Consider the following 26,258-nt stretch of genomic DNA (forward strand, 5'->3'; position numbering starts at 1 on the left):
AAGAAACGAAGCAGCCGTGGCGACTGGCGACCGTGCTGCGCGATGGCGGGGAGAGACCGATGAGCAGGCAGGCAATGCGGCCGAAGCTGGGCGCGGGGGATGTGGAAGCAGCCGAGTGGCGCGATGCGCTGCTGTCACTGTTGGAGGCCGACGGCCCGGAGCGCGTTCGCGCCATGCTGGATCTGCTCCAGGATGTTGCCGAGCGGGCCGGCGTGGGCTGGCGGCCGGTACTGGGCACGCCCTATGTGAACAGCATCTCCGTGCAGGAGCAGCCGGAGTTTCCGGGTGATCTGGCCATGGAGGAGCGCCTGGCTTCGATGATGCGCTGGAACGCCCTGGCCATGGTCGTGCGCGCCAATCAGGCCTATGGCGAACTGGGTGGTCACATTGCCAGCTATGCCAGCGCCGCCGACCTGTTCGAGGTGGGCTTCAACCACTTCTTCCACGGCGCCGAGCGCGATGGCGGCGATCTGGTGTTCTACCAGCCGCATTCGGCCCCGGGCGTCTACGCGCGGGCGTTTCTGGAAGGGCGTCTGAGCGCGGAGGATCTGGCGCATTACCGGCAGGAAATTACGGCCCGACGTGACGGCGCACAGGGCCTGTCGAGCTATCCCCATCCCTGGCTCATGCCCGACTTCTGGCAGTTCCCGACCGGGTCCATGGGCATCGGGCCGATCAGCTCGATCTACCACGCTCGCTTCATGCGCTACCTGGCCCATCGCGGTCTGGCGGACACGGCAGGCCGAACGGTCTGGGGGGTGTTCGGCGATGGCGAAATGGACGAGCCCGAGAGCATGTCCGCGCTAACGCTGGCGGCGCGTGAGCGCCTCGACAATCTGGTCTGGGTGGTCAACTGCAATCTGCAGCGTCTGGACGGCCCGGTGCGCGGCAACGGGCGGATCATCGACGAGCTGGAAGCCTTGTTCGCCGGTGCCGGCTGGCGCGTCATCAAGTTGGTCTGGGGTTCGGATTGGGATGGGCTGTTTGCCCGCGATACCGACGAGGCCCTGATTCAGGCCTTTGCCGACACGGTGGATGGTCAATTCCAGACCTTTGCCGCCAAGGACGGGCGATACAACCGCGAGCATTTCTTCGGCCAGAACGAGGCGCTTAAGCGGTTGGCGCAAGGGCTGACCGACGAACAGATCGACCGGCTGCGTCGAGGCGGGCACGACCTCGTCAAGATCTACGCTGCCTACGCGGCCGCGGCTGCCCACACGGGCCAACCCACCGTGATTCTGGCCCAGACCAAGAAAGGCTTCGGGATGGGGGAGGCCGGCCAGGGCAAGATGACCACGCATCAGCAGAAAAAGCTGGATCGCGACGCGATTCTGGCGTTTCGCAACCGCTTCAATCTGCCGCTGTCGGATGCGCAGGCCGAGGCCCTGGCGATTTACCATCCGGGCGAGGACAGCCCCGAGCTGCAGTATCTGCATGCGCGGCGCCAGGCGTTGGGCGGCTACCTGCCGGCACGTCGCAGCCAGGCCGATGCTCTCAGCCCGCCTGCGATTAGCAGCTACGGTCGCTTTGCGCTGCAGGCCGAAGGCAAGTCCATGTCCACGACCATGGCCTTTGTCCGCATGCTTTCGGGGCTGCTCAAGCACAAATCATTCGGCCCACGTGTCGTGCCCATCGTCGCGGATGAGGCGCGGACCTTCGGCATGGCCAACCTGTTCAAGCAGTTCGGCATCTATTCCAGTGCGGGGCAGCAGTACGAGCCGGAAGACATCGGCTCCATCCTGAGCTACCGCGAGGCGCTGGACGGCCAGATTCTGGAAGAAGGCATCAGCGAGGCGGGCGCGCTGAGCAGCTGGGTGGCCGCTGCGACCAGTTACTCGGTGCATGGCGTGCCCATGCTGCCGTTTTACATCTACTACTCGATGTTCGGCTTCCAACGCGTGGGCGATTTGATCTGGGCGGCCGCCGACCAGCGGGCCCGCGGGTTTCTGCTGGGGGCAACGGCCGGCAGGACCACGCTGGGCGGCGAGGGTCTGCAACACCAGGACGGCCACAGCCATCTGATGGCTGCCACGGTCCCGAATTGCCGGGCCTATGACCCGGCCTTGGCCTACGAGGTCGCGGTCATCGTCGATCATGGCATGCAGGCCATGCTGCACCGTCAGGAGGACGTGTTCTATTACCTGACGCTGACCAACGAAAACGTCGACAACCCCAGCCTGCCCGAAGGCGTAGAGGCCGACATCATCCGGGGGCTTTACTGCCTGACGGGTGAGAACACGGCGGCCGTCCGGCTGCTGGGGTCGGGCTCCATGCTCGCCGAAGTCCAGGCGGCAGCCGAGCAATTACGCGACGACTGGGGGGTGGATGCGCAGGTCTGGAGTGCAACCAGCTACACCGAACTGGAGCGCGAAGCGCGGGCGGTGCAGCGCTGGAATCTGCAACACCCCGATCAGCCGGCGCGCAGCGCGCATGTCGCTGCCAGCCTGGATGGCGAGGCCCCGGTAATCGCGGTCACCGACTACCAGCGGGCGCTTCCGCAACTGGTTGCCGCACATATCGCCGCGCCGTTTGTCGCGCTGGGCACGGATGGGTTTGGGCGCAGCGATACGCGGCCGGCGCTGCGCGATTTCTTCGAGATCGACCGTCGCCATATTGTCTGTAGCGCACTGGCGACCCTGGCGCGCGAAGGCCGGGTGGAGGCCGCCGTCGCCATGCAGGCGCGACAGCAGTACCGCCTGGATGCCGAGGCGCTGCCGCCCTGGCAGCGATAACCGGCCGGGCATCGAATGCCCGTGACCTGATGTCCGAATGACCTGACGGAATCCGCATGGAGTGAGTAGGCCAGTGCTGGCCGGATGATCGTCAGGGAGCGAGACATGACAAAGGCTGTGCGAAACGGGCCCAAGGCGCTGTATGCGCTCACCCTCGGACTGGTGCTGCTGACCGGCTGCGGTGGCCCGGCGTCCATGGAACTCACCGATGTGCCTGCCGATGATCCGACCGGCGGCGCGGGTGACCCCAGCACCGACCCGGGCACCGGGATTGCGACCCTGACCGCGCTTGAGGGCTGTCAGGCGATCGCCCCGCATGGCGGCTCCAGCTTCGTGCCCGGCGCACAGGTCGAAATCTCGGATGTGCCCGAAGGCATCGATGGGTTGTTCTTCGAACTGCGCGAGGCGTTTAGCGAAGACCCTTGGGTGTTTAGCGGCCCGGTTGATCGGGTGCGCCTGGACGTACCACGACTGGATGATGGCACCCCGGTCTTCCCGGGGCCCGACACCCGGGCGGCGCTCATCATGCCCATGGCCGCGGATGGCGACCCGGAGGGTGGGGTGCTGGAGCTGCGACTGCGGACCGAGACGGCTGCCTGTAACCCGTTCACGGTGGAAGCCCTGGCGCTGCCTCAGCCGCAAGGCGACGAGGCGCAGCGTCTGATGAGCGACATGGGGCGCGTGTTCGATCAGTTCGCGGCGATTTATGGCTTTCCGTCTTTGCAGGCCGTGGTCGAAACCGATTTGCAGGACATCTCGGTCGATCTGCAGCCGCTGGCCATTGAACTCAAGTTCCTGGCCATGCTGTTGGGCGTGACGGCCGATGGTGTGTCACCGGCGCCGGACAGCCTGGCCGCTCGCCTGGCGTCCATCGATGCCGATGGGCTGGAGCTGTTGCAGCGCATGCTGGCAGCCACCCGCCTCAATGAGCAGGTGCAGTCCGTGGCAGATGGCCTGATGACGGCGGTGCCTCCGGCCAGCACCGCCCGGCGATCCGGACCAGCCGGTCGCAAGATGGACAACTTCGGAGGTTGTCGCGTCGTCTCGCCGCCCGCACCCACGATTAGCACCACGGAGGGCCTGAGCACGGCGATGCAGCTCGCCCACGAGGCGGGTATCACCAATCTGACAGGCAACGCCACCACCGGACTCCAACAGGCCGTGGGTTTGCTGGGCGCCGCCAAAGGCCCGACGGGGACGGTCTTCGGCGCCCTGGGCGACGTCTCGTTCGTGCTGCTCAAGGTGTCGGAGATGGCCGAAGGCTTGCTGCCTTCACAGTTCGGGCCGCTGCATTACGACTTGCTGCGACCGGAGCTGCTGGAGGATGACCGCGATGCCGGCCGCCTGCTGACCTGGGATAACGCGCGTGTGACGGCCATGAGCAAGGGCTTGCGCATCACCAAGGCCATTGTCGATACGGCCGTGTTTCTGCTGGGTAAAAAGTTCGATGAGGTGGCCATTTTTGCGACCGTTTTCCAGCCCCAGCTCAATACGCTTTACGACCAGTTGAACGAGTCCGCCTGTCTGGCCATCGAGCCGTTCGAATACGGCGAATTTGAGATCACCGACGAACGCTGGACCGAAGCCACGGCGGACAACCGCCTGTTCACCCAATCGGAGCATCAGGTGTTTCTGCCGGCCCAGGTGGGTTCGGGCCTGCTCCGGGTCAGCACGCGGCGCGATGCATTTCCGGTGGACCTGGCGCAGATGAGCATGCCCCTGAGCGTGCTGCCCAAGGAGGTCTCGGTGACGCCGGTGTCCCAGGCCGGCGGGCCCAGCGAGCCGCAGACGGTTACGGCAACCGTGCACAACACGCATTTCCCGGATCATGTGGCGTTTCGTGTCACGGCCGGCCAGGCCTCGCCGATCGGACAGCCGCGTTTCGACGGCACCTCGGTGACACAGGATTTTGCGGTCGGCGGAGACCCGGCCGATTTTCCCGTTCACATAGTGGCCGAGAGCACGACCACAGCCCTGCAGGGGCAGGCGCAGGGGCAATCCATCATCCGCTTTGAGCGCGATCTTCGGATCGAGGGGCCGGGCTGTGTCGAAACCGGAGAGACGGTGCAGCTGGTCGCCTTCGTCGATACAACGTCGATGCGCCCCGAGGACATGGCGCTGAACTGGCACGCCGATGCCGGTGCGCTCAATGTGCTGCCCGTCACCGACCCGGCACGCCAAGTGGCTGAGTTCACGGCGCCGGCCGATCGGGCGTTGCGCTTGGAGGTCTCGGCAGCATTCACCAATGCAACGGACGTGATGGCGACGCAGGCGCTGATGATCGGGCGCTGCGACAGCGTGAATCCGCTGTATCTGTTTGCGACCGCCAGCGTGGACGTACGCAACGATGACGCGCGCGTGACCGACAGCCTGCCGCTGCCTTCACCGGATTGGACCGGCCTATCGACCTCGCTGTCAGCGGAGCTTAGCGGCGGGCGCAGCGACTTCGGGGTGCTGGTGGACGAGGCGCAAACCGTGGCCGGATCGGTTGGGCTGGATGCCAACAGCCAGACCATCAGCGAGTTGGGTCTGACCCTGCGTTACATTCGGGGGGCGGTCACCCGGCCCGGTGTCTACCGCTACGGACTGGAGGTGGCCTGCGGCGAGGGCACGCGTTCGCAAAGCGGTTCGTTTGTCATCATTCGCAACAGCTTTTACAGCGATGCCGACGGTGACTTGCAGGCGGCCGTGATCGGCAATCCGGGTGAGGGCCGGGTGAGTGAGTGCGAAGGCGGGTTGGTCCGCTTCGAGTTTCCCATCGAGGTGCCGGCAGGCACGGCCAGCGATGCCGAGCCGGGCTTCCTGCAAACCGACGTGATCATGGAGTTTGGCCTGGGTGCGCAGGACGTCCCCCAGCGCACCGACCATCAATTCGATATGCGCTACCTCGGACGTAGCGACCTGCCCTAAGGTCAGTCCCGGGTTCGGGCGGCTTCGGCCGCCCGCGCTGCGGGGCGATACAGCCGGGGCGAGTGTTCTTGCGCGGCCAGCCGTCCACAGACACGGTCGCCGTAATAATCGTCCCGGTAGTTACAGCGCACCGGGACCAGTGCAGGTTCCGGTGCCGCGGGGCGCAGCCACTGCGCCAGCCAGTTACTGATCTGCTGCATGGTGTCCTCTTTGCCACAAGTGATGACCTGATCATGCGTGCAGCTGGCCAATAACAAAAATGAATTATTTATTGGCTGGCGATTGCTAAAAACAATGGTCTGCTCAGACTTCGTGGACGAAGCGCTTGCGGTCGAAGCGCATTTGTTCGTGGTAAATCCCCTTGGGATGGCGGCGGCCGGCGGCAATGACCATGACGGTGAACTCGTGGCGGCCATAGCCGCAGATTTCCCGGACGCGGGGTTCGTCAAAACCTTCCATGGGGCATGAATCAAAACCGTAGGCGCGCAGGGCCAGCATCAGGTTTTCGCAGGCCAGGGCGACGGATTTGGCCGCCCAGAGTTCCATGTCGGCATCGGTATTGGGGGTGCGCATCATGGGGCGGACGAGACCGATGGCATCACGCACCGTCTTCTTGGCGCGGGCACCCAGGCCCAGCATGTCCATGGGCACCGAGCCGTACATAAACTGGGCCAGGCCACCGTAGTACTGGCGGACCACCTTGGGCGGCTCGCCCGGCCACCGCGCCAGGATGTCCTTGGCATGTTGGCGCCAGTTGCGTGTGTGGCCGGTGCAGACGATAAGCTCGGCTGCGGTTTTGGCCGCCTTCTGGCTCATGCAGGCCTTGATCAGTGCTTCGCGTTTCTCCGGGGTCGTGACCCGGTAGAAATTCCACATCTGCAGGTTGGAGCTGTTCGGCGCCATGAGGGCCAGATCCAGGCAGTCCTGCAGGACATCCTCCGGAATGGGTTCACTGGTGAACTGACGCACGGATCGGCGCGTGGTCACCGCTTTGCGGAACTCTTGCGGGTCGATGCTGGGCAAGCTGTCTTCGGTCATTGTCTCTTCCTGGCGATCTTGAATCTTGCTAGTCGCGCGGCTCTTCCTGGCCGGTGACTTGGAACTTGAAGGCGCTGGTTTCGCTCGCATCTGCGCCGGCGCGGTCGCCGTTAAGCACCTGGCGGCGGGCTTCGTCCAGCGCCTGGTCAATGTCATCGATGGTGCGGCCTTCCAGGGTAATGGCAACTCGGAGCATGGCGGGGGTTGTGTGCAATCGGCGGGGCGCCATGGTCCCATAGCCGCCGGTCCAGCAGAACCGGAGACGCTCTGTTCAAGCGTCGCAGTCGTGTCAGGGCGCGCTCGCGTGTTGTGGGTGCTGGCGGCTGCGCAGAAACGCTTCCAGCCCCGCCAGGTCGTCGGTGTTGAGATGGTGCACGCCGGCGTCGGCCAGCCGGGTCCAGACCGCGGTGCGAGCTTCGCCTGGTGAGTCTGGTGTGGCCCAGAAGCGAATGCGATAGCCCAGTGAATGCGCCTGCTGCATGATGCCGTCGAGTCGCTGCGATTCCTCGGCGGGCATGGCGCCATCTCCGGTCCAGCTGAAGTGGTTGGTCCAGTTGTCCGAGATCAGCGGGAACAGCTCCACCGGTGGTGCGTCATCCAGATCGGCAAGGCGGCCGTCGATGAAGGCAAGGCGGCGACCCGCCGCGGCAAGCGTGTCGATCGGGCGGTTGCCGGAAATGACCACGGTCACGGCACCGGGGGTTACCAGACCATTCTCGTAGCGAGACAACATGTCGGCGTAGGGCTCTAGCTCTGCTTCCAGCGCGGCCCAGGTCGATTCGGCTTCGGTCTTGAAATCGATGAGTAGCTGGAAGGGCTGCTGTTGGTTGGGCTGGATCACCGCCTGGTCCAGGTACAGCGCGTAGAGCGGGTCCAGATACAAGCTGGCCAGTGTCCTGCTGGGGTCGATATCCTGCGGATCGTGCGCCACGTAGAGATCATCACCCAGCCCCGGTCGGGCAATGGGTGACACGTAAACATCGGCCTCCGCGCTCATAAACCCATGTTCGAGGGCGTCGAATAGCGGACGGTCATGCTCGTAGTCGTTATGGGCATGTGCCTGATCTAGCGGCTGCCATCCGGTGTCAACGGGCGGCGTGGTGGGGGCCACATCGTCGGTCACGGGGAGCGGGCTGCTGCCGCAGGCAGCGAGTAGGAGCGACAGGGCGGTCAACGCAGTCGAACGGAGCATGCGCGGGCGGGGCGGTTTGGGTGGACGAGCAGGCTAGGGCGCGGAGATTGCGCCGCGATGGCAGCGGGTCCGGACCGCGGCGGTTACACCCGGAAATCCAGCTGTTGCACGGTGCCGGCCTGCCCGTTGTCACCAACCCAGACGCCTGTTCGCCGTAACTGGCCCGCAAGCTCGCGGGCCTCATCGGTGAGCTGGAACAGCGTCGCTGCCGAATCGGTGGACAAGGCCCCCACCACGCTGTTCTTCAGCGCCTGGATATCGTCTTCGCCCGGACGCCAGAGTCCGAGCTGGTCGAAGGCTGCGTCGCCGGCATCCACGAAACCGTTGCCGTCGTCGTCAAGCTTGCGCAGATCGCCGTAGGCGTCGCCGCTGAGCGCACCCAACACCTCTCGGCCATCGTCGATCCGTCCGTTGCCATTGCGATCGATCACCACCAGCGCATGCCCACCGGCCAGGCCAGGGATGTGGTCGAGCACCCCGTCGGCATCCAGGTCAAACTCGAATCGATCCTGCGTCAGCTCCGCAGCACGGCCATTGAAGTTAATGACCAGCGGGTCCTTGAGCTGCGGCGCACCGCCCACGGTTAGCTCCAGGCTGCTGCGCTCCACCACCGATCGCTGCATGGCCAGATTGATCTGCACGCTGATCTGCTGCCCGTCCTCGGTCTGGATGACCCCCTGGGCCGCGAAGGTCACCTGTTCGTGTTCGCGGTATTCCTGCACCGCGCGCAGGGTGACGCTGTCGCGCTCGATGTCGGTGTCGGGTGCCGATGCGGATGCCTCGGACGTCGTGTCCAGTGAGGCGTCGTCAAACAACTCGAACATCCGGCCGAGCAGCGATTCGACCAGGTCCTTCATCAGTCGCAGCTGGGGCGGGATGCTGTCGCCGTCTGAGACGGCTGTGGGGTCTGCTGACGGACTGCCCAGGCTATCGGTTGCGGCGCTCGCCGCGGCCTCTGCAGTGGGCCTCGCTGCCGGTGTTGCAGCCCGGGCGGGGCCCCGCTCCAACTCCACAACCGTGCGTTGGCTGCTGCTGTGCTGATGGCTGGATGCGAGCTGAAGATTTGATTGCTTGACGATCATGCTGGACGCCTTGGCGGATGGACCCTGCAACGGGCATCGGCCGGTGCGGCCAAGACTTTAGGCGTCTGATTCAGCGGCGGCTGTCCGCGAGCGCTGGCCACGGGTGGCCAGGTTCATCAGCCGACGGAAGCTGGGGCACTCCAGATGCGAGGGCGCCGGACATCGCGCGGCATGGCGCAGGCCATCACGCAGCGCACCGAGGCGCCGGATTTGATGATCGATGGCATCCGCGCGGGCCTGCAGGCGGTCGCGGTCGATGCGTGGCTCACCATCCGGCGCGAACATCCGGCCGATCTCGTCCAGCGAAAAACCAGCGACCTTGCCCAACGCGATCAGTGCGAGCTGATCCAGCACGGATGGATCGTATTGTCGGCGCAGCCCCCGGCGACCGACCGAGGCGATCAAACCGCGCTGCTCGTAGTAACGCAAGGTGGCCGGGGCCAGCCCGCTTTGAGATGCCACCGCACCGATATCCAGATCCACTGGGCTTGACCTCAAGTTGACTTTAAGTGGCACTCTGCCGGCTGACCTTCGGTGAGACAAGTCGACATGACGCAGACCAACGGGCAGGACGCTCAAACTCAAGTATGGAATGGGGCGGCAGGCGAGGCCTGGGTCAGCTTGCAGACCCACCTCGACCAGCTTTTTGCCGGCTTCGAAACACGACTGGCAGAAGCCGTGGCGCCGCAGGCCGCCCAACAGGTGCTCGACGTGGGCTGCGGCACCGGGGCGACCGTGCTGGCCACAGCGCGGCGGCTGGGCGCTGACGGTCATTGCCTGGGGGTGGACTTGTCTCGGGCCATGATCGAGCGGGCACGGCAGCGGGCGGCCTCGGCGGAGCTGCCTGCTTCATTCGAGATCGCCGATGCGCAGGCGATGCCCCATCGGGCGCAGCGCTTCGACCGCATTCAGTCCCGATTTGGCGTGATGTTCTTTGCCTACCCCGTGGCGGGGTTTGCCCGCCTGCGGAAGCTGGCGCGACCCGGCGGTGAGTTGCATGCCATGACCTGGCGCGAGCGGGCGGACAATCCCTTCATGACACTGGCCAATCAGGTGGCCGCGCCCCTGGTCCCCGAGCTGCCCGTGCCGCAACCGGGAGCGCCGGGACAGTTCGCGCTGGCCGACCCAGTGCTGATCCGCAATGTGCTGGCCGGGGCCGGCTGGCAGCAGGTGTCGGTGGAGCGGCTTGACCAGCGCTGCACGATGCCGGCTTTCGCGCTAGAGACTTATGTCACCCGTATGGGGGCGTTGGGTCGCGTCTGGAACGGGCTGGATGTCGCACGCCAGCAGCGCCTGCGCCAGCGCTTGCTGGAGGCCTTTGAGCGTTTCGTCAGCGGCGGTCAGGTGCAGTTCACGGCTGCATGCTGGGAGATCAAGGCGCAGGCCTGATTCGGGCGCCGCAGATCAGCTCGTTGAGCCTGAACAGCGACGATTGTCATCATCCGTCAAGATTCACTGAATACAATGTCGGGCTGAACTACCCGAGATGTCACCTGCTATGAACCCGATATTGGAAAACGCGCTGGAGCGCGGCCTGGATCGACGGCGTTTTCTCCAGAACATGCTGTTCTGCGCCGGCAGTGTACCGGCGGCCTCCTGGCTGACCGCCTGCGGCACCTCCAGTCCGGCTCGCGGGGTCTCAGGGGTCATGGATCCCGAATTCCGCAGCCAGTTTGCCGACATCGGTCCTCTGCAGGCGGCGAATGCCGATGGCATTCAGTTGCCGGAGGGGTTTAGCTCGCGCGTGGTCGCCGTGAACCGGCAGCCGCCGATTGCCTCGAATCCCGGCTACCTGTGGCACACCGACCCGGATGGCGGTGCCTGCTTCCGCACTGACGACGGTGGCTGGATCTACGTGAGCAACGCCGAGGTTCGTGATGCCTCGGTGGCTTTGTCCCGTGAAGCGGCCGAGTTGCTGGGTGGCTTTCGCGGCGGCGTCGGAGCCTTGCGGTTTGATGCCGACGGCAATCTCGTCGATGCCTACGCCATTCAAACCGGGACGACAACCAACTGCTCCGGCGGCGCCACCCCCTGGGGGACCTGGATCAACGGCGAGGAGATCCGCGACGGCTTCATGTTCGAGTGCAGTCCGCTGCGGGACGGCGGCGAGGCCGTGCGTCTGGACCGTTTCGGTCGCAAGGCGCATGAAATGGTGGCCGTGGACGCCGACGGCCGTGCGATCTACCACACGGAAGATGTGACGGGCGACGACCGCTTTTATCGGACCATCTTCTCCGAGGCCGCTTGGCCCAATGGCAGCCGGCCCGACATGGACCAGGGCATTCTCCAGGTTCTGCAGGTTCCGGCCGGACTGGAGGCCGCGCGAGCAGGCCCCACCCCGGTGAACTGGCTAAATGCCGTCGACGATGGCACGCCGCAGCCGGAGGTTTACCTGGAAGAGAGCACCATCTTCGCTGGCAACGAGGGCGTGTACTACCTCAATGGTTTCGTGTTCTTCACGACCAAGAGCGACGACAACATCTGGGCCTTGGATCTCAGCGCCGGGACCATCGAGAGCATTTACAACCCGGCCGATGGCGTCATCGGCTCGCCCGTGGACGAAAGCGAACCGGCGCTGGCTGGGGTCGACAACATCACCATGACGCTCGATGGGGAAATGCTGGTGGTCGAAGATGGCGGCGACATGCGTTGCATGGTGCTGTTGCCCGATCGCACGACCATTCCGCTGCTGCGCCTGCCCGGTAGCCCCGATGTCACCGAGGTGACGGGCGTGGCCATCGCGCCCACGGGCGATCGGCTGTACGTCTCCAGCCAACGAGCCGGGTTGCAAGGGACACCGGCCGCGTTCGGCCTGGGCGGCGTGACCTACGAGATTACCCTGCCGTTTCGTGTGCGGGTCAACCTGCCGCTGGCGCAACCGATGCCGAGCGCCGGTTAGCCGCGCGGGGGTCGTCTTGGCTGCCGGACCGTGTCCGGCAGCCGTTCCGCTTAGCCCTCTAGCAGTTGCTGCAAAGCGGCGACATGCGCCTTCAGCGCCGCGCGGCCCTGGTCGGTCAACGCATACCAGCTGACCGGCTTGCGATCTTCAAACTGCTTATCGACGGCGACGTAGCCGGCGTCTTCAAGCTTGCGCAGCTGCGCGCCAAGATTGCCGTCCGTGGTGTCCAAGACCTGCTTAAAGCGGGCAAAGTTGATGCGTTCATGCTGTCGCAGCAGCACGGCGATGGCTAATCGCATGCGATGCTCAAACAGCTTGTCCAATGCCTCCAGGGGCAGGCTCGCGTCACTGCTCATGCGGCGGCGCGACGCCCCGAGATCACGAGGCTGATGGCAATCAGCACGGCCGTGACCGTCCAGGCATAGGGCAGCAAAGCCAGTTTGATCACCAGATAGCCGACCCCCAGCAACACCGCGGGTAGTGCCAGGCCACGGTCCAGATGCAGCGCGGCCAGACCGTAGGCCAGCGTGGCGACCAGCAGCATGCCCTGGCCAAACTCGGCCCCGGTCATGCCGCCTGCCCCTGGGATGCCCGCCAGCACAAAGCCCGCACCGCATATCAGCCAGTGATAGCCGTAGCGTGCCGCCTGGCTACGGTCATCCACGCCGCTGCGGCGGGCGGCGCGTGCCCCCAGGTACCAGCTGAGCAGGCCACCTCCCGGACCGGTGATGGCCCAGAACAGGCCGGCATGCTGAGGTGCGAAGTCGGGTAGGGAGAAGCCGATACCGATGAGCAGGGCCCACAGGTAATAAATGGCAGGTACGCCGCGTTCGATGGATTCGCCGCGAACCACATTGGCGACGTAGTTCAGGTCATCTTGCAATCCGGAATTCTGAGTCATGGATCTTCCTCTGGTTGGCAGTCAACTCTAAAAATCAGAGTATCAGGTTGGTGTTCTGCGTGGTGCGCTTGTGGAGTGCTCTAAAGCTTAGAGTATTAAGGGCGACGCGTCAACCTTGGGACGGTCTACTTGGATTGTGGGCCGTTCGGATTGACCTGATCGAGGTCAAAGTCCAGCCGATTGGTGTGGAACATCGGTTCTTCTGGCGCGATTTCGCTTCCCAGCGTTTGGATCACCGACCAATCAATGCCTGGGTCATCATGGCGGTCGCGGTACAGCGCCGCGGCCAGCTCGACAAAGGCATCGCGTTGGCCGGCGAGGGCGTAGTTGCGAAGCAGGCGCAGCAGGTACGAGGCCCGCGTCTCTCCCTGTTCGATAGAGGTGCGCAGAATGCGTGCGGCTTCTTCATGCTCGCCGTAGACCTCGTGTAGATGCGCTTCGTCTTCGACTTGCAGGGTGTCCAGCGCCCAGTTGCCGGGATTTGCAGCATCCGTGTCAGGGGTGCTCCCGCCGTCGGCTTGGTCCCGGGCCGACGCTCCAGCAGATGACCCTGAGGTCGGCGCTGCGGGCTCCGGCAGGATGACAGTGGCTTCGGTGAGTCGTGGCGTGGAGGGGAGAATCACCGTACGGGTGGGCGTTTCTGCCTCCGGTGGCGGCACCTGCACGGTTTGAGCGCCATACCGCCTGTACAGCAGCCAGCCCAGCCCCAATCCCGCGATCACCAGGCCCGCCAGTTGCCAGTGTCTCCAGGGGCGTGGCGCGGAGGCGGCCTGGGTGGGCTGCGGTGTCGCAGCGGACCCAGGCCCGAGGGGTGCTGCAGCGGCAGCAGACGCGTTGGGGGCCGGTTGTGCCGTGTCCGTTGGCTCGGTGCTCTGGGCTGCCGCTGCCTGCCGCGCCCGGAGTCGCTCCAGCGAGGTCATCGCGGATGCTTCGGGGAGGGGCGCCGGTGTGGCGGCAGTCTGTGTTGCCTCGGTAGACGGCGATTGCGGCTTCGGCGAGAACCGCAGGTCAGACATTCGGCTCTCACGCTGCGCATCCGTCCAGACATCGACCCGCAGGGCCAGGGCCCGCAGGCGCAGCGCGGTGGGCGTTGTCAGCTCCAGCAAGATGTCCGCGCCGCGACGGCGGGCTGAGAGCGTGGCAATTGCTTCCAGTTCCGGGTGGTCGGGGAACCAGACCGCTGCCTCTAGCGCGCCCTGGCGATCTTGCTCGGTGAGCTGGATGGGGACCACAAGATGCAGCGGTTCGTCGAAACGACTGTCCAGTTCCGGTGCCCCAATGTGCAGTCCCCACAGCGGTGGGCTACATAGCAGCAGTACCAGCACCCAGGCCAGGGAGCGGCGGTGAACCAGATGGATGATCGGTGAACCGGATCGCATACCTCGAGGCACCTCTGCCCGTACTCTAAACCTTGCTGCCCTGCCGACAGCATGGCTCGGGAGTATAAGCCCCGCTGCCACCCGATCTCGGTGCTACAAGCAGATCAATTCGATCAGTTCTTACTGTTTGGCGGCGCGACGCTGCCCGCAGTGCATGTGGAGCCGCCATCGGGCCGAGCGGCTTTGAGTGATGTGTGCAGGTGGATTGACCGATCGGTCAAGCTGGCGCACTGTCCTGTCCAGGGAAGTCCGCGCAGTGGGATGACGCGGCCCCATTGGTGCAGGGAGTATTGCAATGGAAGCGTTGACTCGTCGCATGATCGGCCATGGTGCCGTCGTCATGTTGTTCGCACTGGCCGCCGGGTTCGGGCTCGCCATGAGCCTGATCGGTGGCTTTGAAGTTCTACCCGGTTGGATTATCGGGTTTACATTGCCCGGCGACGCTGAGGCCTGGGCACGGACGCACGTGGGCGGGTTGCTTAACGGTTTGCTGGTGATGGTGGGTGCGCTGGTCATCGCCCACCTGCGTCCGCCCGCGCGCACGGCGCGGAATCTGGGCTGGATGTTGGTGGGCACGGGCTACGGGAATACGGTGTTCTACTGGTTCGGAATGATTGCGGCGAATCGCGCCCTGACATTCGGCGATAACCGGTTCGGCCCCTCCGATTGGGCCGGGGTGCTGGGGCTGATTCCCGCCTTGGTCTTTGCATTCGTCAGCATGGTGGCGATGGTCATGATCATTCGCCACGCCTGGTCAGCCGGTGAGTCAACTGCGTGAAGCGCATCGAGACTGACTACCTCATCATCGGCGCCGGGGCCATGAGCCTGGCCTTCGCCGACGAGCTGCATCGCAGCCAGCCGAATGCCCGCATGGTGATTGTTGAGCGGCGCTGTGCGCCGGGTGGGCACTGGGTGGACGCTTATCCGTTTGTTCGCCTGCACCAGCCCGCGCTGGCGTATGGCGTCAACTCGGCTGCCCTGGGCCGGGGCGGGGACGATTTGTCATCGCGGTCCGAGATCCTGGCTTACTACGAACGGGCGTTACGCCGTCTGACCGATAGCGGGCGCGTGACCGCGTTCTTTCGCAGTGAAGTGGACGAGGCTGGCCAAATCGTGTCGTTGTTGGACACGCGTGATCCGGTGTCGGTGACGGTCAAAAAGCGCGTTGTGGACGGCGGCTACATGCATGTCGAGGTTCCCGCCACGCACCCGCCGCGCTTCGAGATGGCGCCGGGCGTACGCGTACTTCCGCCCAATGCGCTGGTCGATGGCGGCAATGGCATTTCACCATTTGTCATCGTGGGCGCCGGAAAGACCGGAATCGACGCCGTGTTGTACCTGCTGGGCCACGGCGTGGCGGCCGACCGCATCCACTGGATCCTGTCCAATGACACGTGGCTGTGGAATCGCGCGCATGTGCAGCTGCCGGGTGTCGGGGACGAACTGCTGAGTTTTGTGCAGGCCATCGCCCAGGCCAGTGATCTGGACGATGTGTTTACCCGGCTGGAGGCGCGGGGCAGTTTGCTGCGCCTATCCGAGACGGTGACGCCTAGTCGCTGGCGCTGCGCTACGGTCTCCCGTGAGGAACTGACGGCTCTGCAGACCATCCGCCAGGTGATCAGGCTCGGGCGGGTGCAGAAGATCGAGCCGGGCCAGATCGTTCTGGACGAGGGCACGGTCACCGTCCCCACCGACGCGCAGTTCATCAATTGCACGGCCAACGGCCTGCGGGCTCGCCCAGCACGGCCCGTATTCACACCGGAGCGAATCACGCTGCAGCCGCTGTTCATGTGCCAACAAGTCCTCAGCGCCGCGGTCATCGCGCACATGGAGGCCCAGGGCATGGACGATGCCAGCGCCAACGCCCTTTGGGAGGTCGTCCCCCATCCAGATCATGCCAGCGACCTGCCCGACCGGATGGTGACCACCATGCGTAACCTGCTGCGTGCCCAGCCCCGCATGGGCTGGTGGTTGCGCCGGTCGCGGTTGAACATCCTGTCGCACCTCAGCTGGCCGCGTTATCTGAGCGCGGCCCTCAAGGCGCGGCGCTGGCTGCCGCGTGCCGAGGCCAATCTAGGCCGTCTGCGTCCCAGGGGCGGTTGAATCATTCCGCCGGGTCTTGCGCGCGGAAATTCACATCGGTGTTGGCGGCAATCCAGAGAAACACGGCGTAGGCCGCGACGTTTTGGCGCAGGGCCTCGGGGTCGATCTTGTCGAAGGTGTCGTCCGGCGTGTGGTGTAAATCGAAATAGTCGGTGCCGTCCTGTAGCAGCCGGAACGAGGGCAGGCCGAGATCATTCAGCGGAGACAGATCCGGGCCACTGCTACCCGTGTAGTCACGGGCGGTCTGGCCCACGCCCAGAGGCGCCAGCAAGCGCAGCATGGCGTCGACAACCGGGTCGGCTGCGGCCGGTAGGTCGGCGCCGATGTTGTAGACCCGCCCCGCGCCAAAGTCACTTTCCGAACCGAGTTGGTGCCGGTCGAGTTCGTCGGCATGCGCCTCGGCATAGGCCTTGGCACCCAGCAGTCCGACCTCCTCGGCGCCCCAATGCACCAGGCGGATGCTGCGCCGCGGCTGCAGGCCCGAACGCCGAATCAGATCGACCGCGGCGGTCGTGATCGCGATGCCCGCGCCATCGTCAACGGCGCCGGTGCCCAGGTCCCAGCTGTCCAGATGGCCGCCGGTGATGATGATCTCATCGCCGCGATCACTGCCGGGCAGGTCAACAATGAGGTTGGCACTGCGCGTCTTGCCGACGAATCGCGGCGTGGCCTTGATGGCGACCTGGATGGTCTCGCCGTCAGCGGCCATGCGTTCGAGCTGGTCGGCGTCGGGCTGCGACAGCGCAAGAGCCGGAATGGGTGTCTGACCTTCAGGCCACTTGGTTGACCCGGTGTGAGCCATACGATGCGACTGCGTGCCGACGGATCGAATCATGATGGCCTTGGCGCCCTTGCTGGCCGCGATGCCGGGGCCATCAAACCGGGTTTTGCCGAAGTAGGCGTAGGAGCTGCCGTCCTGGGTCTTGCCCATCGCGTGGCTGACATAGGCGATCTTGCCGGTTAGCGCACCTTCGGTCAGGGCCTCGACGTCTTCGATGCTCTCGAACAGGACGACCTCTGCTTCCACCGGAATCGGGCCGGTGGAGCCGGAGTCACCCAGCGCGGTTACAACCAATGGCTGGGGATAAGGCGCGGTGACGCGGGCCCATTCCTCACCGCGAACCCAGCCATCCAGTTCGAACCGCTCGATGCGAATCTGGTCACGATCAAAACCCAGTTGTTGCAGGGCGCGCACCGACCACTGCCGTGCGCGGGCCTCGGCCTCGGTGCCCGCCAGGCGGGGCCCGACCTGGGTGGTCAGGTCGCGCAGTAGGGTGTAAGCCGTGTCGTCGACCAGGGCCTGATCGCGTAGCTGCTTGGCCTGCTGCAGGATTGCATCGGGAACAGGCGCCGCCTGCGCGAGCAGGGGCAGACAGCAAAGTGCCAGCATCCAGCGGGCAAGAGCCAAAGATTGGGTCATGGTGGGTCCAGCGTTTAATCGACGAAGGGCGTAGCGCCCGGTAGTGGGTTCGAAGGCGGCGCAGGGTGGCTGTCGCAAGCAACAGGCCACGGCGGTACCGGCCAGCTCGGGCTTGCCCGGTGTCTGAACTGACCTTCATGTCAGTGTCACGGGCAGGGCCTAGTCTAGCGGGTTCCCTGGGGAGGAATCCGATGCACGAACAAACACCATCATTTACTGAACGGTCGCAGGCCTTGCTGCCCAAGGTGTCGCGACGCACTGTCCTGCAGGCGGTCTTCATGGGGGCGGCGGCGGCCTCGGCGCCTCGCTGGCTGGCCAGCGCAGCGCATGCGCAGGCGGCGGGCAGCATCAATCTGCCCACAGGGCCGTTGGCGAATATCGGACCACTGGAGAAGAAATCCGTCGGTGGATTCACGATCCCGGGCATCGACGAGCAGGTGTACGCGCCCGCAGGCTTTGAGGTGCGCGTTGTTGCGCGGGCAGGGCTGGACCCGCTGATCAACGAAGCGTCGCTGTCGGGTTACAACTGGCACATTTTTCCGGATGGCGGCGCGGTGTTTCCGTCCGAGTCCGATGGCGGTTGGGTTTATGTCTCCAACTCCGAGTTGCCGTCGGGCTTCGGTGGGGTCGGTGCTTTGCGCTTTGATGCCGAGGGCCATCTGATCGACGCCTACCCCATTTTGCGTGGGACCAGCAGCAACTGCGCGGGCGGCGCCACGCCCTGGGGCACCTGGTTGTCTTGCGAGGAGAATGGAGCGGCGGGCCAGGTCTACGAGTGCGATCCGTTCGGGACAGCGGCAGATGCGGTCGTCAAACCGGCACTGGGGTCCTTCAATCACGAAGCGGCGGCCATCGATCCGATCCATCACGTGGTCTACGAGACCGAAGACGCCGGCGACGGCCGGTTCTACCGGTTTGTGACCGACCCGTCCGATCGCACGGTCCTGGACAACGGTGTGACCCGCCTGGCGATGGAAACCGGGCAGCTCGAAGTGATGAATATCCAGGGGTTTGAAGCAGGGGCCTATCCCGAGGCCGCCGACATCCGCAGCCCGCTGCCCGTCAGCTGGTCGCCCGCTGGCGATGGTGCGGGGACCCGGTTCGCCGGCGGCGAGGGGCTTTGGTACTACGAAGTGCCAGAGCATCTACGCAGCGTTCCTCCTGGCGGCAGCGTGAACACCCGCGGGGTGATGTTCTTTGCGACCAAGGGTGACAATCGCGTCTGGGCGCTGGACATCGAAAATCAACTGGTCGAGCTGGTCTTCGACAATGACAACATGCAGCTCGATGTGGGCTTCGACGATGTCGACAATGTGACCGTCAGTCCCTTTGGTGATGTGCTGGTCGCTGAGGATGGTGATGCCATGCGCCTGGTGGTCATCGTCCCCAATGGTGAGGCCAAGGTGCTGATGCAGATCACCCGCGGATTGTCGGAGATTACCGGGCCGGCGTTTACCCCCGATGGCTCACGGCTGTACTTCAGCAGTCAGCGCGGTCCGACACTGCCGGGGCTTCAGGTCCCCGGTGAGGGCGAAGGGGGTGGGGTGACCTTCGAAATGACCATACCGGAGGCGTTCCGCGTACTGCCCGCGGCGCCGCCCGCGCCCGAGCCCGAGCCCGAGCCCGATCCGGAGCCCGATCCGGAGCCGCCCGCGCCCGATCCGGAACCTGCACCCGAGCCCAATGTCACCATCGAGGAAACCCAGGCCGGCTCTGCCACAGTCGGCGGCTTGCTCGGCGGTGCAGCGGCCGCGGTACTTCGGCGCCGTTGGCTTGCGTCGCGAAACGACCAGACCGATGAGCCATCGGGTGACATCGGATAGAGTCTGCGCCCTGATGTTTGGCTCTGACTGCATGGACGATGTCATTCGGTACACCCTGGCTGTTATTGGCCGCTCTGGCCGCTCTGGCCGCCCTGGCGACGCTTCTGCTCGTCTTGCGCCTGGTCACCGGCTGGGTCTGGAGCGGTTTACGGCATAGCCCTCGGCTGCTGCGGCGGCTGGGCGAGCATTCAATGTCTCGGGCCGTCTGGTCCTGGCTGAGTCACCGTTGGCCTCGGACGACGGGGTGGCTGGCTGCGCGTTTGGAGACCACGCGGTTTCCCGGCCTGCCGCTGACGCTGCTGATCCTGTTGGCGCTTTATCTGGCGAGTCTGGGCTTCGGATTACTGGACGATCTGGCTGAGGGTGATGACCTCATCGCGCTGGACAGGCAGTTCAACGAGGCGCTAGGCGTCGTGCGCGCCGAGCCGATCCTGCATGTCTTAGGTTGGATCACCGCGCTGGGTAACACCGAGACGCTGGTCGCGGTCACCTTGGTCGCCATCGGGTTCTTGTGGGTGCATCGCCGATCAAGCTTCATTCCGGGGCTGCTGCTCAGCATTATCGGATCGCAACTGGTGACCTGGGCGGGCAAGTTTCTGATCAACCGGCCGCGCCCGGATTTCCTGACCTTTGCAGAAGCCAGCTCGCCGTCGTTTCCCAGCGCCCATGCCACGGGTGCGATGGCCGTTTACGGCTTTATTGCCTATGCGCTGGCGCGGGACCTGCAGCGCGCAAACCGGCGGTTCGAGCTTGCATTCTGGGCAACCGTACTGATCGGACTCATCGCCGCCAGCCGTCTGGTGCTCAGCGTGCACTACACCAGTGATGTCTTGGCGGGACTGTTGGTGGGCGGGTTCTGGCTGCTGGCGGGATTCACGCTCACCGAATGGTTGCGTCATCATCAGGGCCAGACTCTGCCGGGTCAGGCCGTCAGCTTGCCGAACAGCGATTGACGCCCTTGCGAGCCGGTGAAACGCCGGCCTGTGCGGGCCTCTGGGTCCCCCGAATCACTGCTTGTTGCCACCATGTCATTTGCGCTGCTGCATTTACCGCTGCACTTCCTGCTGCCTGGCTTGGTGGCCTGGCTGGGCTTCCGGCCTCGGTGGCGGCGGGCCTGGCTGATCATGGTGGCCACGATGCTGGTTGATCTCGACCATCTGCTGGCCGATCCCATCTACGATCCGGGCCGATGCAGCATCGGCTTTCATCCGCTGCATCAGGGCTGGGCTATCGGCTTGTATGTCGCGGCGCTGGTCGTTCCGATGCTTCGGGTGGCGGCCACGGGCTTGCTGATTCACATGGGGCTGGATGGTTTGGACTGTGTGGTGCCTTCAGTTTCCTAACCGCCTGCCGATGGAGCAGGACGTTCGTCCCGCCTGTCTTGCCATTCATGAAACCGCTTACCCTTCGCCTGCTTTGCGATGACATCCTTCGTACGTTTCAGGCCCAGCAAGTCGACGGTCAGCGACCGCTGGCTGTGCGCAGCATCTACCAGCATTTCGATAACGGCGATCTGTTGCTGGAGCAATTTGGAGACGCTCTCGGCCAGTTGGTGCGTGAGGGCGTCTTCGAGTCCGTGCTGCAGGATGGCGAGTTGTATCTGCGTCTCACGGACCGGGGTCATGCGCGCAGCTTGGCTGTGACAGGTACGCCGCCGTTACTTCATCGCCTGCTCAGGCAGGTGTTCGCGCTGCAATACAAACTGCAGGCGCCGGTGGGGCCGGTTCAGCGGCGGCGCGGGCGCATCTGATAAAGCGCCGTACTGCGAGCAACGAGTGCTCCGTCGCTGCGGCGTAACTCTCCATGCAGCGTGAACTCCGCCTGACCGTGGGCAAGGGTCTCGGCTTCCACGCGCGCGATTTCATCTGCTGACATGGCGAGCTCCACCGTGACATCGCTCTTGGCAACCTTGACGAATTCCATGCGCAAATCGGTGACGATGGGGATAAACCGCGTGATGCCGTAGGTCGCCAACATCAACGGACCGCCCGGGAACTCCGCAAGCGTGAACAAAGCGCCGGCGTACATGGTGCCGATGTGATTCACATTGCCCTTGATCGGCATGCGCGCCACCACCCGACCCGGTTCTAGTTCGACGACCCGGACCCCGGTGTTGCGCACAAAGGGAATCACCCGTGGCGACAGCAGCTGCACCAAACGAGGGCGGATCGAATCGGCAAAGAGTTGCTCGGCGCCCTCAACGGGGAGGCCGGCCTGGCGGGCCCGATGCAGGGCTGTGCGACCAAAGGCTTCGATGGGTTGGCTCAGGTTCATGCGTGCTCGGATGGGTCGGTGGAGCGCACAGCATAACCAGCCTGGATGCCGGGAGGCGTTTGCACTTCGTCGGCTTGGGATTGACAGCCCAGATGGCGCCCATCGCTGCGGGTGGCCGAGGGCGTTAGCGAGTCGGCGGGTCCGCGTCTTCGAGAAACCGGTGTGCCGCCTGCAGCGTGACATCGAGAAACCAGTCACCCTCGCGGGACTTCGGTACGACGATGTTGTCGTCGACCAGCTGCCGGATGGCTGCAGCAAACACCCCGTCATCGACGCCGCTCAATCCCTTAACAGCGGCGTGGAGTGACCGTGCGTCCAGGCTGCTGTGTCCGGCCAAGACCGCCTCTCGGATATGGTGCAGCAACTCGAATAGCAGCGGTGTGGCGTGCCGAGTTCTGCTGGAGGGGACGCGAGCAGTCTTGGACATCCCGCGGATTCTATACGTCGGCTGGGTTCGGGGCGGTTAGCGTTTCTGCCGACCCCGCAAGCCCAGCAGCACGGCATCTGCCAGGTCGAGTTTGACCTGGCGGCGGATCCCCTTGATCAGATCGTGGCGGATACGTCGTTTGGTCGCGGCATGGGCGCGCATGTCCAGACTGGCGAATTGGCTGGCAAGCGCCCGTGCTGTCGGCATGAGTTCGTGGCTGTCCACGAGCTGGTCAAAGAAGCCGGCCTGGAGAGCCGAATCAACGTCGAAGAATTCCGAGAGGTTGACCGCGCGTTGGTAGGCTGCGGGCGTGAGGCGATGCCCGAGCATGGCGGCGCCGACTCTCGGAATGGTCAGGCCCAGGGCGACTTCATTGGCGGACACCTTGAAGTCACCACGCGTGCCGATGACGTAGTCGCAGGCCAGCATCAGAAACACGCCCATGGCCAGGACGTGGCCGTTGCAGGCAGCGATAACCGGGTAGGGGTACTCGAGCACCCGGGCGCTGAGCAAATACCCCAGGCGCAGCATCTTGAGCGTTTGCGGACCACCAGACTTCATGACCTTGAGGTCGAAGCCGGCCGATAACACGGTGTCGCGCCCGGTCAGAATCACCATCGCCTGATCCGCTTCGGCCCGGTCTAAGGCGGCTTCGATGGCTTCCAGCATGGCTGGCGACAAGGCATTGCGCTTGCCGTCGTCCAGCGTCAACGTGGCGACGCCATCCTGCAGTTCATACGTGACGAGCGTGTCGGACATGGGCGGGCTGCTTTGAGAGTGTGGAGGGCATCGTACCCAAGGTTGGAGCGGCTGCGAGCCGGCGCGGATCAGCGGCGATCCGGCCGGCTGCAGCCCATGGCCTAGAACAGGCCGGGGTAGCGGACTCGCACGCCCACCAGATACGGGCTGCGGGACGGACCGGACAGCGATTCGCCCAGTTCGAAGCGCCAGGTGCCCGGCAGGCTGTCTTCCGTATAGCCCAGGTACTTCGACGGACGGAAGCTGATGCAGTCACAGCTGGGATGCAGGCTGGCCTGGCTGCCATCGGGGCGGTACGCCGTGGCGCTGGCGGCGTTGCCGATGTCGAAGTTGCCGCGGAATCCGGTGCCCAGGTTGATGTCCAGGCTGCGCTCACCAATCTGAGAGACGACAGGTGTGACGACGGCCGTGTCTGCGCCGCTATTGGATTCCGACCAGGCGACGTTGTCGTTGCCTTGGGTGGACAGCCAGGTGACCGGGCGGTCGGTCCAGACGCCAAGGCTCAGCCAGGGGTCGTCCTGGCTCAGTGCCACGATGTAGCGCACGTATCCCTGGACGGTGCCTTGATTGCTCCAGGCGGTGAGCATCGAACCGGTGAGTTCGACATCGCCGACCAGGGGACCGATGACGTCAAAGCCCTCCAGTCCAATCGGGGTGACGGTGGTGCTCGTGCCGCGTCCGCCACCTCGGACACCCACACCAAAGCCGCCGGGCTTCTGGCCATCCAGCTCCCGCTCGGTGCTCAGGGTGCCCCAGTAGGGTTGGTCCCAGTTAAGCGAGCCCTGCAGTCGGCCCTGCAACAGCAGCTGGGTCGGCTGGGACGCATGAAGCTCCAGCACAATCCAGGACTGGTTGCGGGTGTTGATCACCGTGCCAAAACCTGGAGATACCGTGACCCGAAAGCCGTAGTCACCCAAGGGGGCGCCGTCGCGGATCGGCTCGGCCTTGAGATACCAGGTGCCGGTCTCGTGCACGACGACTTCGGCGATCTTGCCGTTGTAGGCGTTGCCAGCCAGCAGCACGCCTTCCGGCTCCAGCTCGATCGCCTGGCCAGCCGGCGAGAGCAGTTTCATCACGACGGTCCGAAGGCCCAGCTGGCCGTAGTCACTCAGATGGACGCGGAGTTTGTCGCCCTTGGTGAGCGGCAATTGGTACCAATCGAACAAATCCCCAGCTGTCGAGAGCTGGGCGCTGTGATAGCCGGTGGTGACCGGCGTGGCTTGGTCGATGGTGTCGCCAGCATCGCCGCCGCTACCGGCGTCGTTCTGGAAGAGGGCAACAGCCTGGGCGGATGTGGCGAAGCCAAGGCTGAGCAGGGCAATGGACAATACTTGTGCGGCACGCGCGTGCAAACGTCGCATGAACGGGTTCCCTTATGAAGTCTTGATCTGATCTGCCCGCTGCAAGCGGGCGCTCCGGAGTGTGGGTTCAAATGCCCACCGCTTCATAAGATGCCAGAAACTGACTAATGCGTCAGTTTTCGCTGGCCATTGCCTCAGATCGCGGTGCCCAGCCTTAGTCGGACGCCGCGGCGCTGTCGGTCGGCCGGTCGATCAGGCTAAGGCCCGCGCGCTTGAGCGCCCGACCCCGGGCCAGAGACAGTCTCAGCTCCCTGGCGAAGTAGCGCAGGTATGCCGTGAAGATTGAAACCGTGTTGGGGACGGCGCGGCCCTCAGCCAGATCGATGATTTGCTGGTAGAACCAGGACACCGCCGCCTGGGAGTTAAGCAGGCGGACCAGTTGCGTGGAGGACTGTGGTCCGAGCGGGCCGCGGCCCAATCGCAGCTGGCGCTCGGGTTCTGGCAGGCGGTGGTGGCTGTCGGCGCATAGGCGCTGGCCGGCATCGGGCTCCACACAGGTTGGCCGTGCCAGGCCGATGACATCCACGGCCTGGTCGGCGAGCGCGGCATCCATGGCACCCCGGCTGCGAAATCCGCCGGTGATGGCCAGTGGCAGCTTCACGGCCGCGCGGATGTCACGGGAGTATTCCAGGAAATAGGCTTCGCGTTGCTGAGAGCTGCTGGCCTGGCGCGTCGAAGCCTCGACGAACTCCAGCTTTTCGTAGGTCCCCCCCGAAATCTCCAGCAGATCGACGCCCTCGGCTTCCAGCCACTGAACCACCTGGCAAGACTCCTCCAGCGTGAAGCCGTTCTTTGAGAAATCGGCCGAATTCAGTTTGACCGCAACGGGAAAGTCGGGCCCGACCGCCTGCCGCACGGCACGTACCACCTCCAGCAGCATTCTGGCTCTGTTCTCCAGCGGACCACCCCAGGCGTCGCTGCGCTGGTTGGTACGCGGCGACAGGAACTGGCTGAGCAAATAGCCGTGGGCACCGTGGACTTGCACACCGGTAAAGCCCGTCGCCTTGGCAACGCCGGCCACGCGCGCGTAGTCGGCAATGGCGATGCGAATGTCGTCTTCAGTCATGGCGCGTGGGACGGCGAACAGCCCGCCGCCGCTCAGCCCGATGGCCGACGGCGCCAGCGGGCGTCGATTGGACATGCGGGTGCACTGCCGGCCAGGGTGGCTGATCTGCATCCAGAACTGATTGCCGGCCGTGGTCCCCGCCTGAGCCAGTCGGGCCAGGGCGTCCTCACCGCCATTGCGGTCGATCACGATATTGCCGGGCCGTTCCAGGTAGCGGTAATCCACCATGACGTTACCGCTGACCAGCGTGCCCACGCCGCCTTCGCTCCAGCGTCGATAAAGGGTGTCATGACGCGCTGTGGCCTGTCCCATCGGCGTCGCCAAGCCCTCGGTCATGGCCGATTTGAGCAAACGGTTTGGCAGCACAACGCCGCAGGGCAGGGTGAGTGAATCGCTAATCGCTGGCATGGGCATCCGTCTTCGTTTCGGGTGTGTTTGATGGGCGCCGCAGGACGCTAGGGAAGCACTAATCTATTCGCGCCGCCAAGACGGAGCCGGTTTTCCCGCGAGCCCAGGCGGAGTGAGTGACGCTTGGTTATTCCAAGTCAGCGAACGACAACGCAGGATCGCGGGAAAACCGGCCCGTTCCGTCAGGATTGCGCCTGCAAACAGGCCAGACTACGTTAGTCGGCGCATCCATGCGCCTCCCCCGGTGGGCCCGCCTTCGGCGGTTTCAACTCGCTCTCGGCGAGTGGGTGCTCGTCGTTCATTTGGAATGACCAAACTTCGCTCCTCGCACCTTGACTGGTCTGTTTGCAGGCAGCAACTTGGCGGTGCGAATAGATTAATGCTTCCCTCGCACGAGCTACCGGCAAGGCGGACTACCCGAACCCTGAAGCTGGCCGGCACAATGCGGGGCCACCTGACTGCGGGCGGCGCGATGCGCCGACCT

The 26,258-nt window shown here is 64.7% G+C and carries 25 protein-coding genes; 10 read left to right on the forward strand and 15 right to left on the reverse strand.

Translation table 11 applies throughout. From position 1 onward, the window contains the following. The first annotated feature begins 74 nt into the window (after window positions 1–74). Window positions 75–2,732 (forward strand): alpha-ketoglutarate dehydrogenase, encoded by a 2,658-nt coding sequence (mdeB, locus tag DEH80_RS07450; protein ID WP_330408661.1) that lies wholly within the window; start codon window positions 75–77, stop codon window positions 2,730–2,732. A 105-nt stretch (window positions 2,733–2,837) separates the two neighbouring features. Continuing rightward, window positions 2,838–5,642 carry a hypothetical protein gene (locus DEH80_RS07455; protein ID WP_109719834.1) on the forward strand — a complete coding sequence of 935 codons (2,805 nt, stop codon included), beginning with the start codon at window positions 2,838–2,840 and terminating at the stop codon, window positions 5,640–5,642. A 2-nt stretch (window positions 5,643–5,644) separates the two neighbouring features. Here DEH80_RS07455 and DEH80_RS07460 read toward each other — a convergent pair whose 3' ends face one another. The 6 genes from DEH80_RS07460 to DEH80_RS07480 form a co-directional block, all read right to left on the reverse strand. After that, the gene (locus DEH80_RS07460; protein ID WP_133249151.1) at window positions 5,645–5,842 is read right to left on the reverse strand and encodes a hypothetical protein; all 198 of its coding nucleotides are present in this window, start codon (window positions 5,840–5,842) and stop codon (window positions 5,645–5,647) included. A gap of 103 nt (window positions 5,843–5,945) precedes the next feature. Next, complete coding sequence (locus tag DEH80_RS07465; RefSeq protein WP_109719836.1) at window positions 5,946–6,680, reverse strand: nitroreductase family protein; 735 nt, start codon at window positions 6,678–6,680, stop codon at window positions 5,946–5,948. A 28-nt stretch (window positions 6,681–6,708) separates the two neighbouring features. Then, window positions 6,709–6,876 (reverse strand): hypothetical protein, encoded by a 168-nt coding sequence (locus tag DEH80_RS17315; protein WP_165831352.1) that lies wholly within the window; start codon window positions 6,874–6,876, stop codon window positions 6,709–6,711. Window positions 6,877–6,969: 93 nt separating this feature from the next. Beyond that, on the reverse strand, window positions 6,970–7,872 hold the full coding sequence (locus DEH80_RS07470; RefSeq protein WP_109719837.1) for a phosphatidylinositol-specific phospholipase C/glycerophosphodiester phosphodiesterase family protein: 903 nt from the start codon (window positions 7,870–7,872) through the stop codon (window positions 6,970–6,972). Window positions 7,873–7,955: 83 nt separating this feature from the next. Further along, window positions 7,956–8,954 (reverse strand): SPM autocatalytic domain-containing protein, encoded by a 999-nt coding sequence (locus DEH80_RS07475; RefSeq protein WP_109719838.1) that lies wholly within the window; start codon window positions 8,952–8,954, stop codon window positions 7,956–7,958. A 57-nt stretch (window positions 8,955–9,011) separates the two neighbouring features. Continuing rightward, complete coding sequence (locus DEH80_RS07480) at window positions 9,012–9,437, reverse strand: helix-turn-helix domain-containing protein (protein ID WP_109719839.1); 426 nt, start codon at window positions 9,435–9,437, stop codon at window positions 9,012–9,014. Window positions 9,438–9,503: 66 nt separating this feature from the next. Here DEH80_RS07480 and DEH80_RS07485 point away from each other — a divergent pair, with 66 nt between their 5' ends. Together DEH80_RS07485 and DEH80_RS07490 are read left to right on the forward strand one after the other, a co-directional pair. Next, window positions 9,504–10,343 (forward strand): class I SAM-dependent methyltransferase, encoded by an 840-nt coding sequence (locus DEH80_RS07485; RefSeq protein WP_109719840.1) that lies wholly within the window; start codon window positions 9,504–9,506, stop codon window positions 10,341–10,343. Window positions 10,344–10,452: 109 nt separating this feature from the next. Further along, complete coding sequence (locus DEH80_RS07490; RefSeq protein WP_165831353.1) at window positions 10,453–11,853, forward strand: alkaline phosphatase PhoX; 1,401 nt, start codon at window positions 10,453–10,455, stop codon at window positions 11,851–11,853. A 50-nt stretch (window positions 11,854–11,903) separates the two neighbouring features. Here the strand turns inward: DEH80_RS07490 and DEH80_RS07495 are convergent, their stop codons facing one another. The 3 genes from DEH80_RS07495 to DEH80_RS07505 all read right to left on the reverse strand — a co-directional run bounded on the left by DEH80_RS07495 (window position 11,904) and on the right by DEH80_RS07505 (window position 14,133). Continuing rightward, window positions 11,904–12,209: a winged helix-turn-helix domain-containing protein gene (locus DEH80_RS07495; RefSeq protein WP_207774520.1), complete on the reverse strand. Its 306-nt coding sequence runs from the start codon at window positions 12,207–12,209 to the stop codon at window positions 11,904–11,906. Then, window positions 12,206–12,754 (reverse strand): hypothetical protein, encoded by a 549-nt coding sequence (locus DEH80_RS07500; RefSeq protein WP_109719842.1) that lies wholly within the window; start codon window positions 12,752–12,754, stop codon window positions 12,206–12,208. The genes DEH80_RS07495 and DEH80_RS07500 overlap by 4 nt, the downstream gene beginning before the upstream one ends. Window positions 12,755–12,879: 125 nt before the next feature. After that, on the reverse strand, window positions 12,880–14,133 hold the full coding sequence (locus DEH80_RS07505; protein ID WP_109719843.1) for a hypothetical protein: 1,254 nt from the start codon (window positions 14,131–14,133) through the stop codon (window positions 12,880–12,882). 295 nt (window positions 14,134–14,428) lie between these two features. Here DEH80_RS07505 and styC point away from each other — a divergent pair, with 295 nt between their 5' ends. Together styC and DEH80_RS07515 are read left to right on the forward strand one after the other, a co-directional pair. Then, window positions 14,429–14,911 carry a styrene-oxide isomerase StyC gene (gene styC / locus DEH80_RS07510; protein ID WP_133249152.1) on the forward strand — a complete coding sequence of 161 codons (483 nt, stop codon included), beginning with the start codon at window positions 14,429–14,431 and terminating at the stop codon, window positions 14,909–14,911. Then, entirely contained in the window at window positions 14,908–16,236 is a 1,329-nt protein-coding gene (locus tag DEH80_RS07515; RefSeq protein WP_109719845.1) for an NAD(P)-binding protein, read from the forward strand. Before styC ends, DEH80_RS07515 begins: the two co-directional genes overlap by 4 nt. 1 nt (window position 16,237) lies before the next feature. Here DEH80_RS07515 and DEH80_RS07520 read toward each other — a convergent pair whose 3' ends face one another. Beyond that, window positions 16,238–17,656 carry a M20/M25/M40 family metallo-hydrolase gene (locus DEH80_RS07520; protein ID WP_109719846.1) on the reverse strand — a complete coding sequence of 473 codons (1,419 nt, stop codon included), beginning with the start codon at window positions 17,654–17,656 and terminating at the stop codon, window positions 16,238–16,240. Window positions 17,657–17,847: 191 nt separating this feature from the next. Between DEH80_RS07520 and DEH80_RS07525 the strand changes: the two genes are divergently transcribed. The 4 genes from DEH80_RS07525 to DEH80_RS07540 all read left to right on the forward strand — a co-directional run bounded on the left by DEH80_RS07525 (window position 17,848) and on the right by DEH80_RS07540 (window position 21,229). Beyond that, window positions 17,848–19,479 carry an alkaline phosphatase PhoX gene (locus DEH80_RS07525; protein WP_109719847.1) on the forward strand — a complete coding sequence of 544 codons (1,632 nt, stop codon included), beginning with the start codon at window positions 17,848–17,850 and terminating at the stop codon, window positions 19,477–19,479. Between the two features lie 38 nt (window positions 19,480–19,517). Next, complete coding sequence (locus DEH80_RS07530) at window positions 19,518–20,432, forward strand: phosphatase PAP2 family protein (protein ID WP_109719848.1); 915 nt, start codon at window positions 19,518–19,520, stop codon at window positions 20,430–20,432. Between the two features lie 72 nt (window positions 20,433–20,504). After that, complete coding sequence (locus DEH80_RS07535) at window positions 20,505–20,822, forward strand: DUF6122 family protein (protein ID WP_109719849.1); 318 nt, start codon at window positions 20,505–20,507, stop codon at window positions 20,820–20,822. Between the two features lie 47 nt (window positions 20,823–20,869). Continuing rightward, the gene (locus tag DEH80_RS07540) at window positions 20,870–21,229 is read left to right on the forward strand and encodes a hypothetical protein (protein WP_109719850.1); all 360 of its coding nucleotides are present in this window, start codon (window positions 20,870–20,872) and stop codon (window positions 21,227–21,229) included. Here DEH80_RS07540 and DEH80_RS07545 read toward each other — a convergent pair. The 5 genes from DEH80_RS07545 to DEH80_RS07565 all read right to left on the reverse strand — a co-directional run bounded on the left by DEH80_RS07545 (window position 21,205) and on the right by DEH80_RS07565 (window position 25,774). After that, complete coding sequence (locus DEH80_RS07545) at window positions 21,205–21,753, reverse strand: PaaI family thioesterase (RefSeq protein ID WP_109719851.1); 549 nt, start codon at window positions 21,751–21,753, stop codon at window positions 21,205–21,207. The two genes, DEH80_RS07540 and DEH80_RS07545, sit on opposite strands and share 25 nt — an antisense overlap. A 124-nt stretch (window positions 21,754–21,877) precedes the next feature. Next, complete coding sequence (locus DEH80_RS07550) at window positions 21,878–22,180, reverse strand: hypothetical protein (protein ID WP_133249153.1); 303 nt, start codon at window positions 22,178–22,180, stop codon at window positions 21,878–21,880. A gap of 36 nt (window positions 22,181–22,216) precedes the next feature. After that, window positions 22,217–22,939: a crotonase/enoyl-CoA hydratase family protein gene (locus tag DEH80_RS07555; RefSeq protein WP_109719853.1), complete on the reverse strand. Its 723-nt coding sequence runs from the start codon at window positions 22,937–22,939 to the stop codon at window positions 22,217–22,219. 101 nt (window positions 22,940–23,040) lie between these two features. After that, a complete protein-coding gene (locus DEH80_RS07560) occupies window positions 23,041–24,300 on the reverse strand; it encodes a hypothetical protein (protein WP_109719854.1) in 1,260 nt (419 codons plus the stop codon). A gap of 154 nt (window positions 24,301–24,454) precedes the next feature. Next, window positions 24,455–25,774: an NADH:flavin oxidoreductase/NADH oxidase family protein gene (locus tag DEH80_RS07565; protein ID WP_109719912.1), complete on the reverse strand. Its 1,320-nt coding sequence runs from the start codon at window positions 25,772–25,774 to the stop codon at window positions 24,455–24,457. Window positions 25,775–26,258 lie beyond the last annotated feature (484 nt).

Source organism: Abyssibacter profundi (assembly GCF_003151135.1).
Lineage (GTDB): Bacteria > Pseudomonadota > Gammaproteobacteria > Nevskiales > OUC007 > Abyssibacter > Abyssibacter profundi.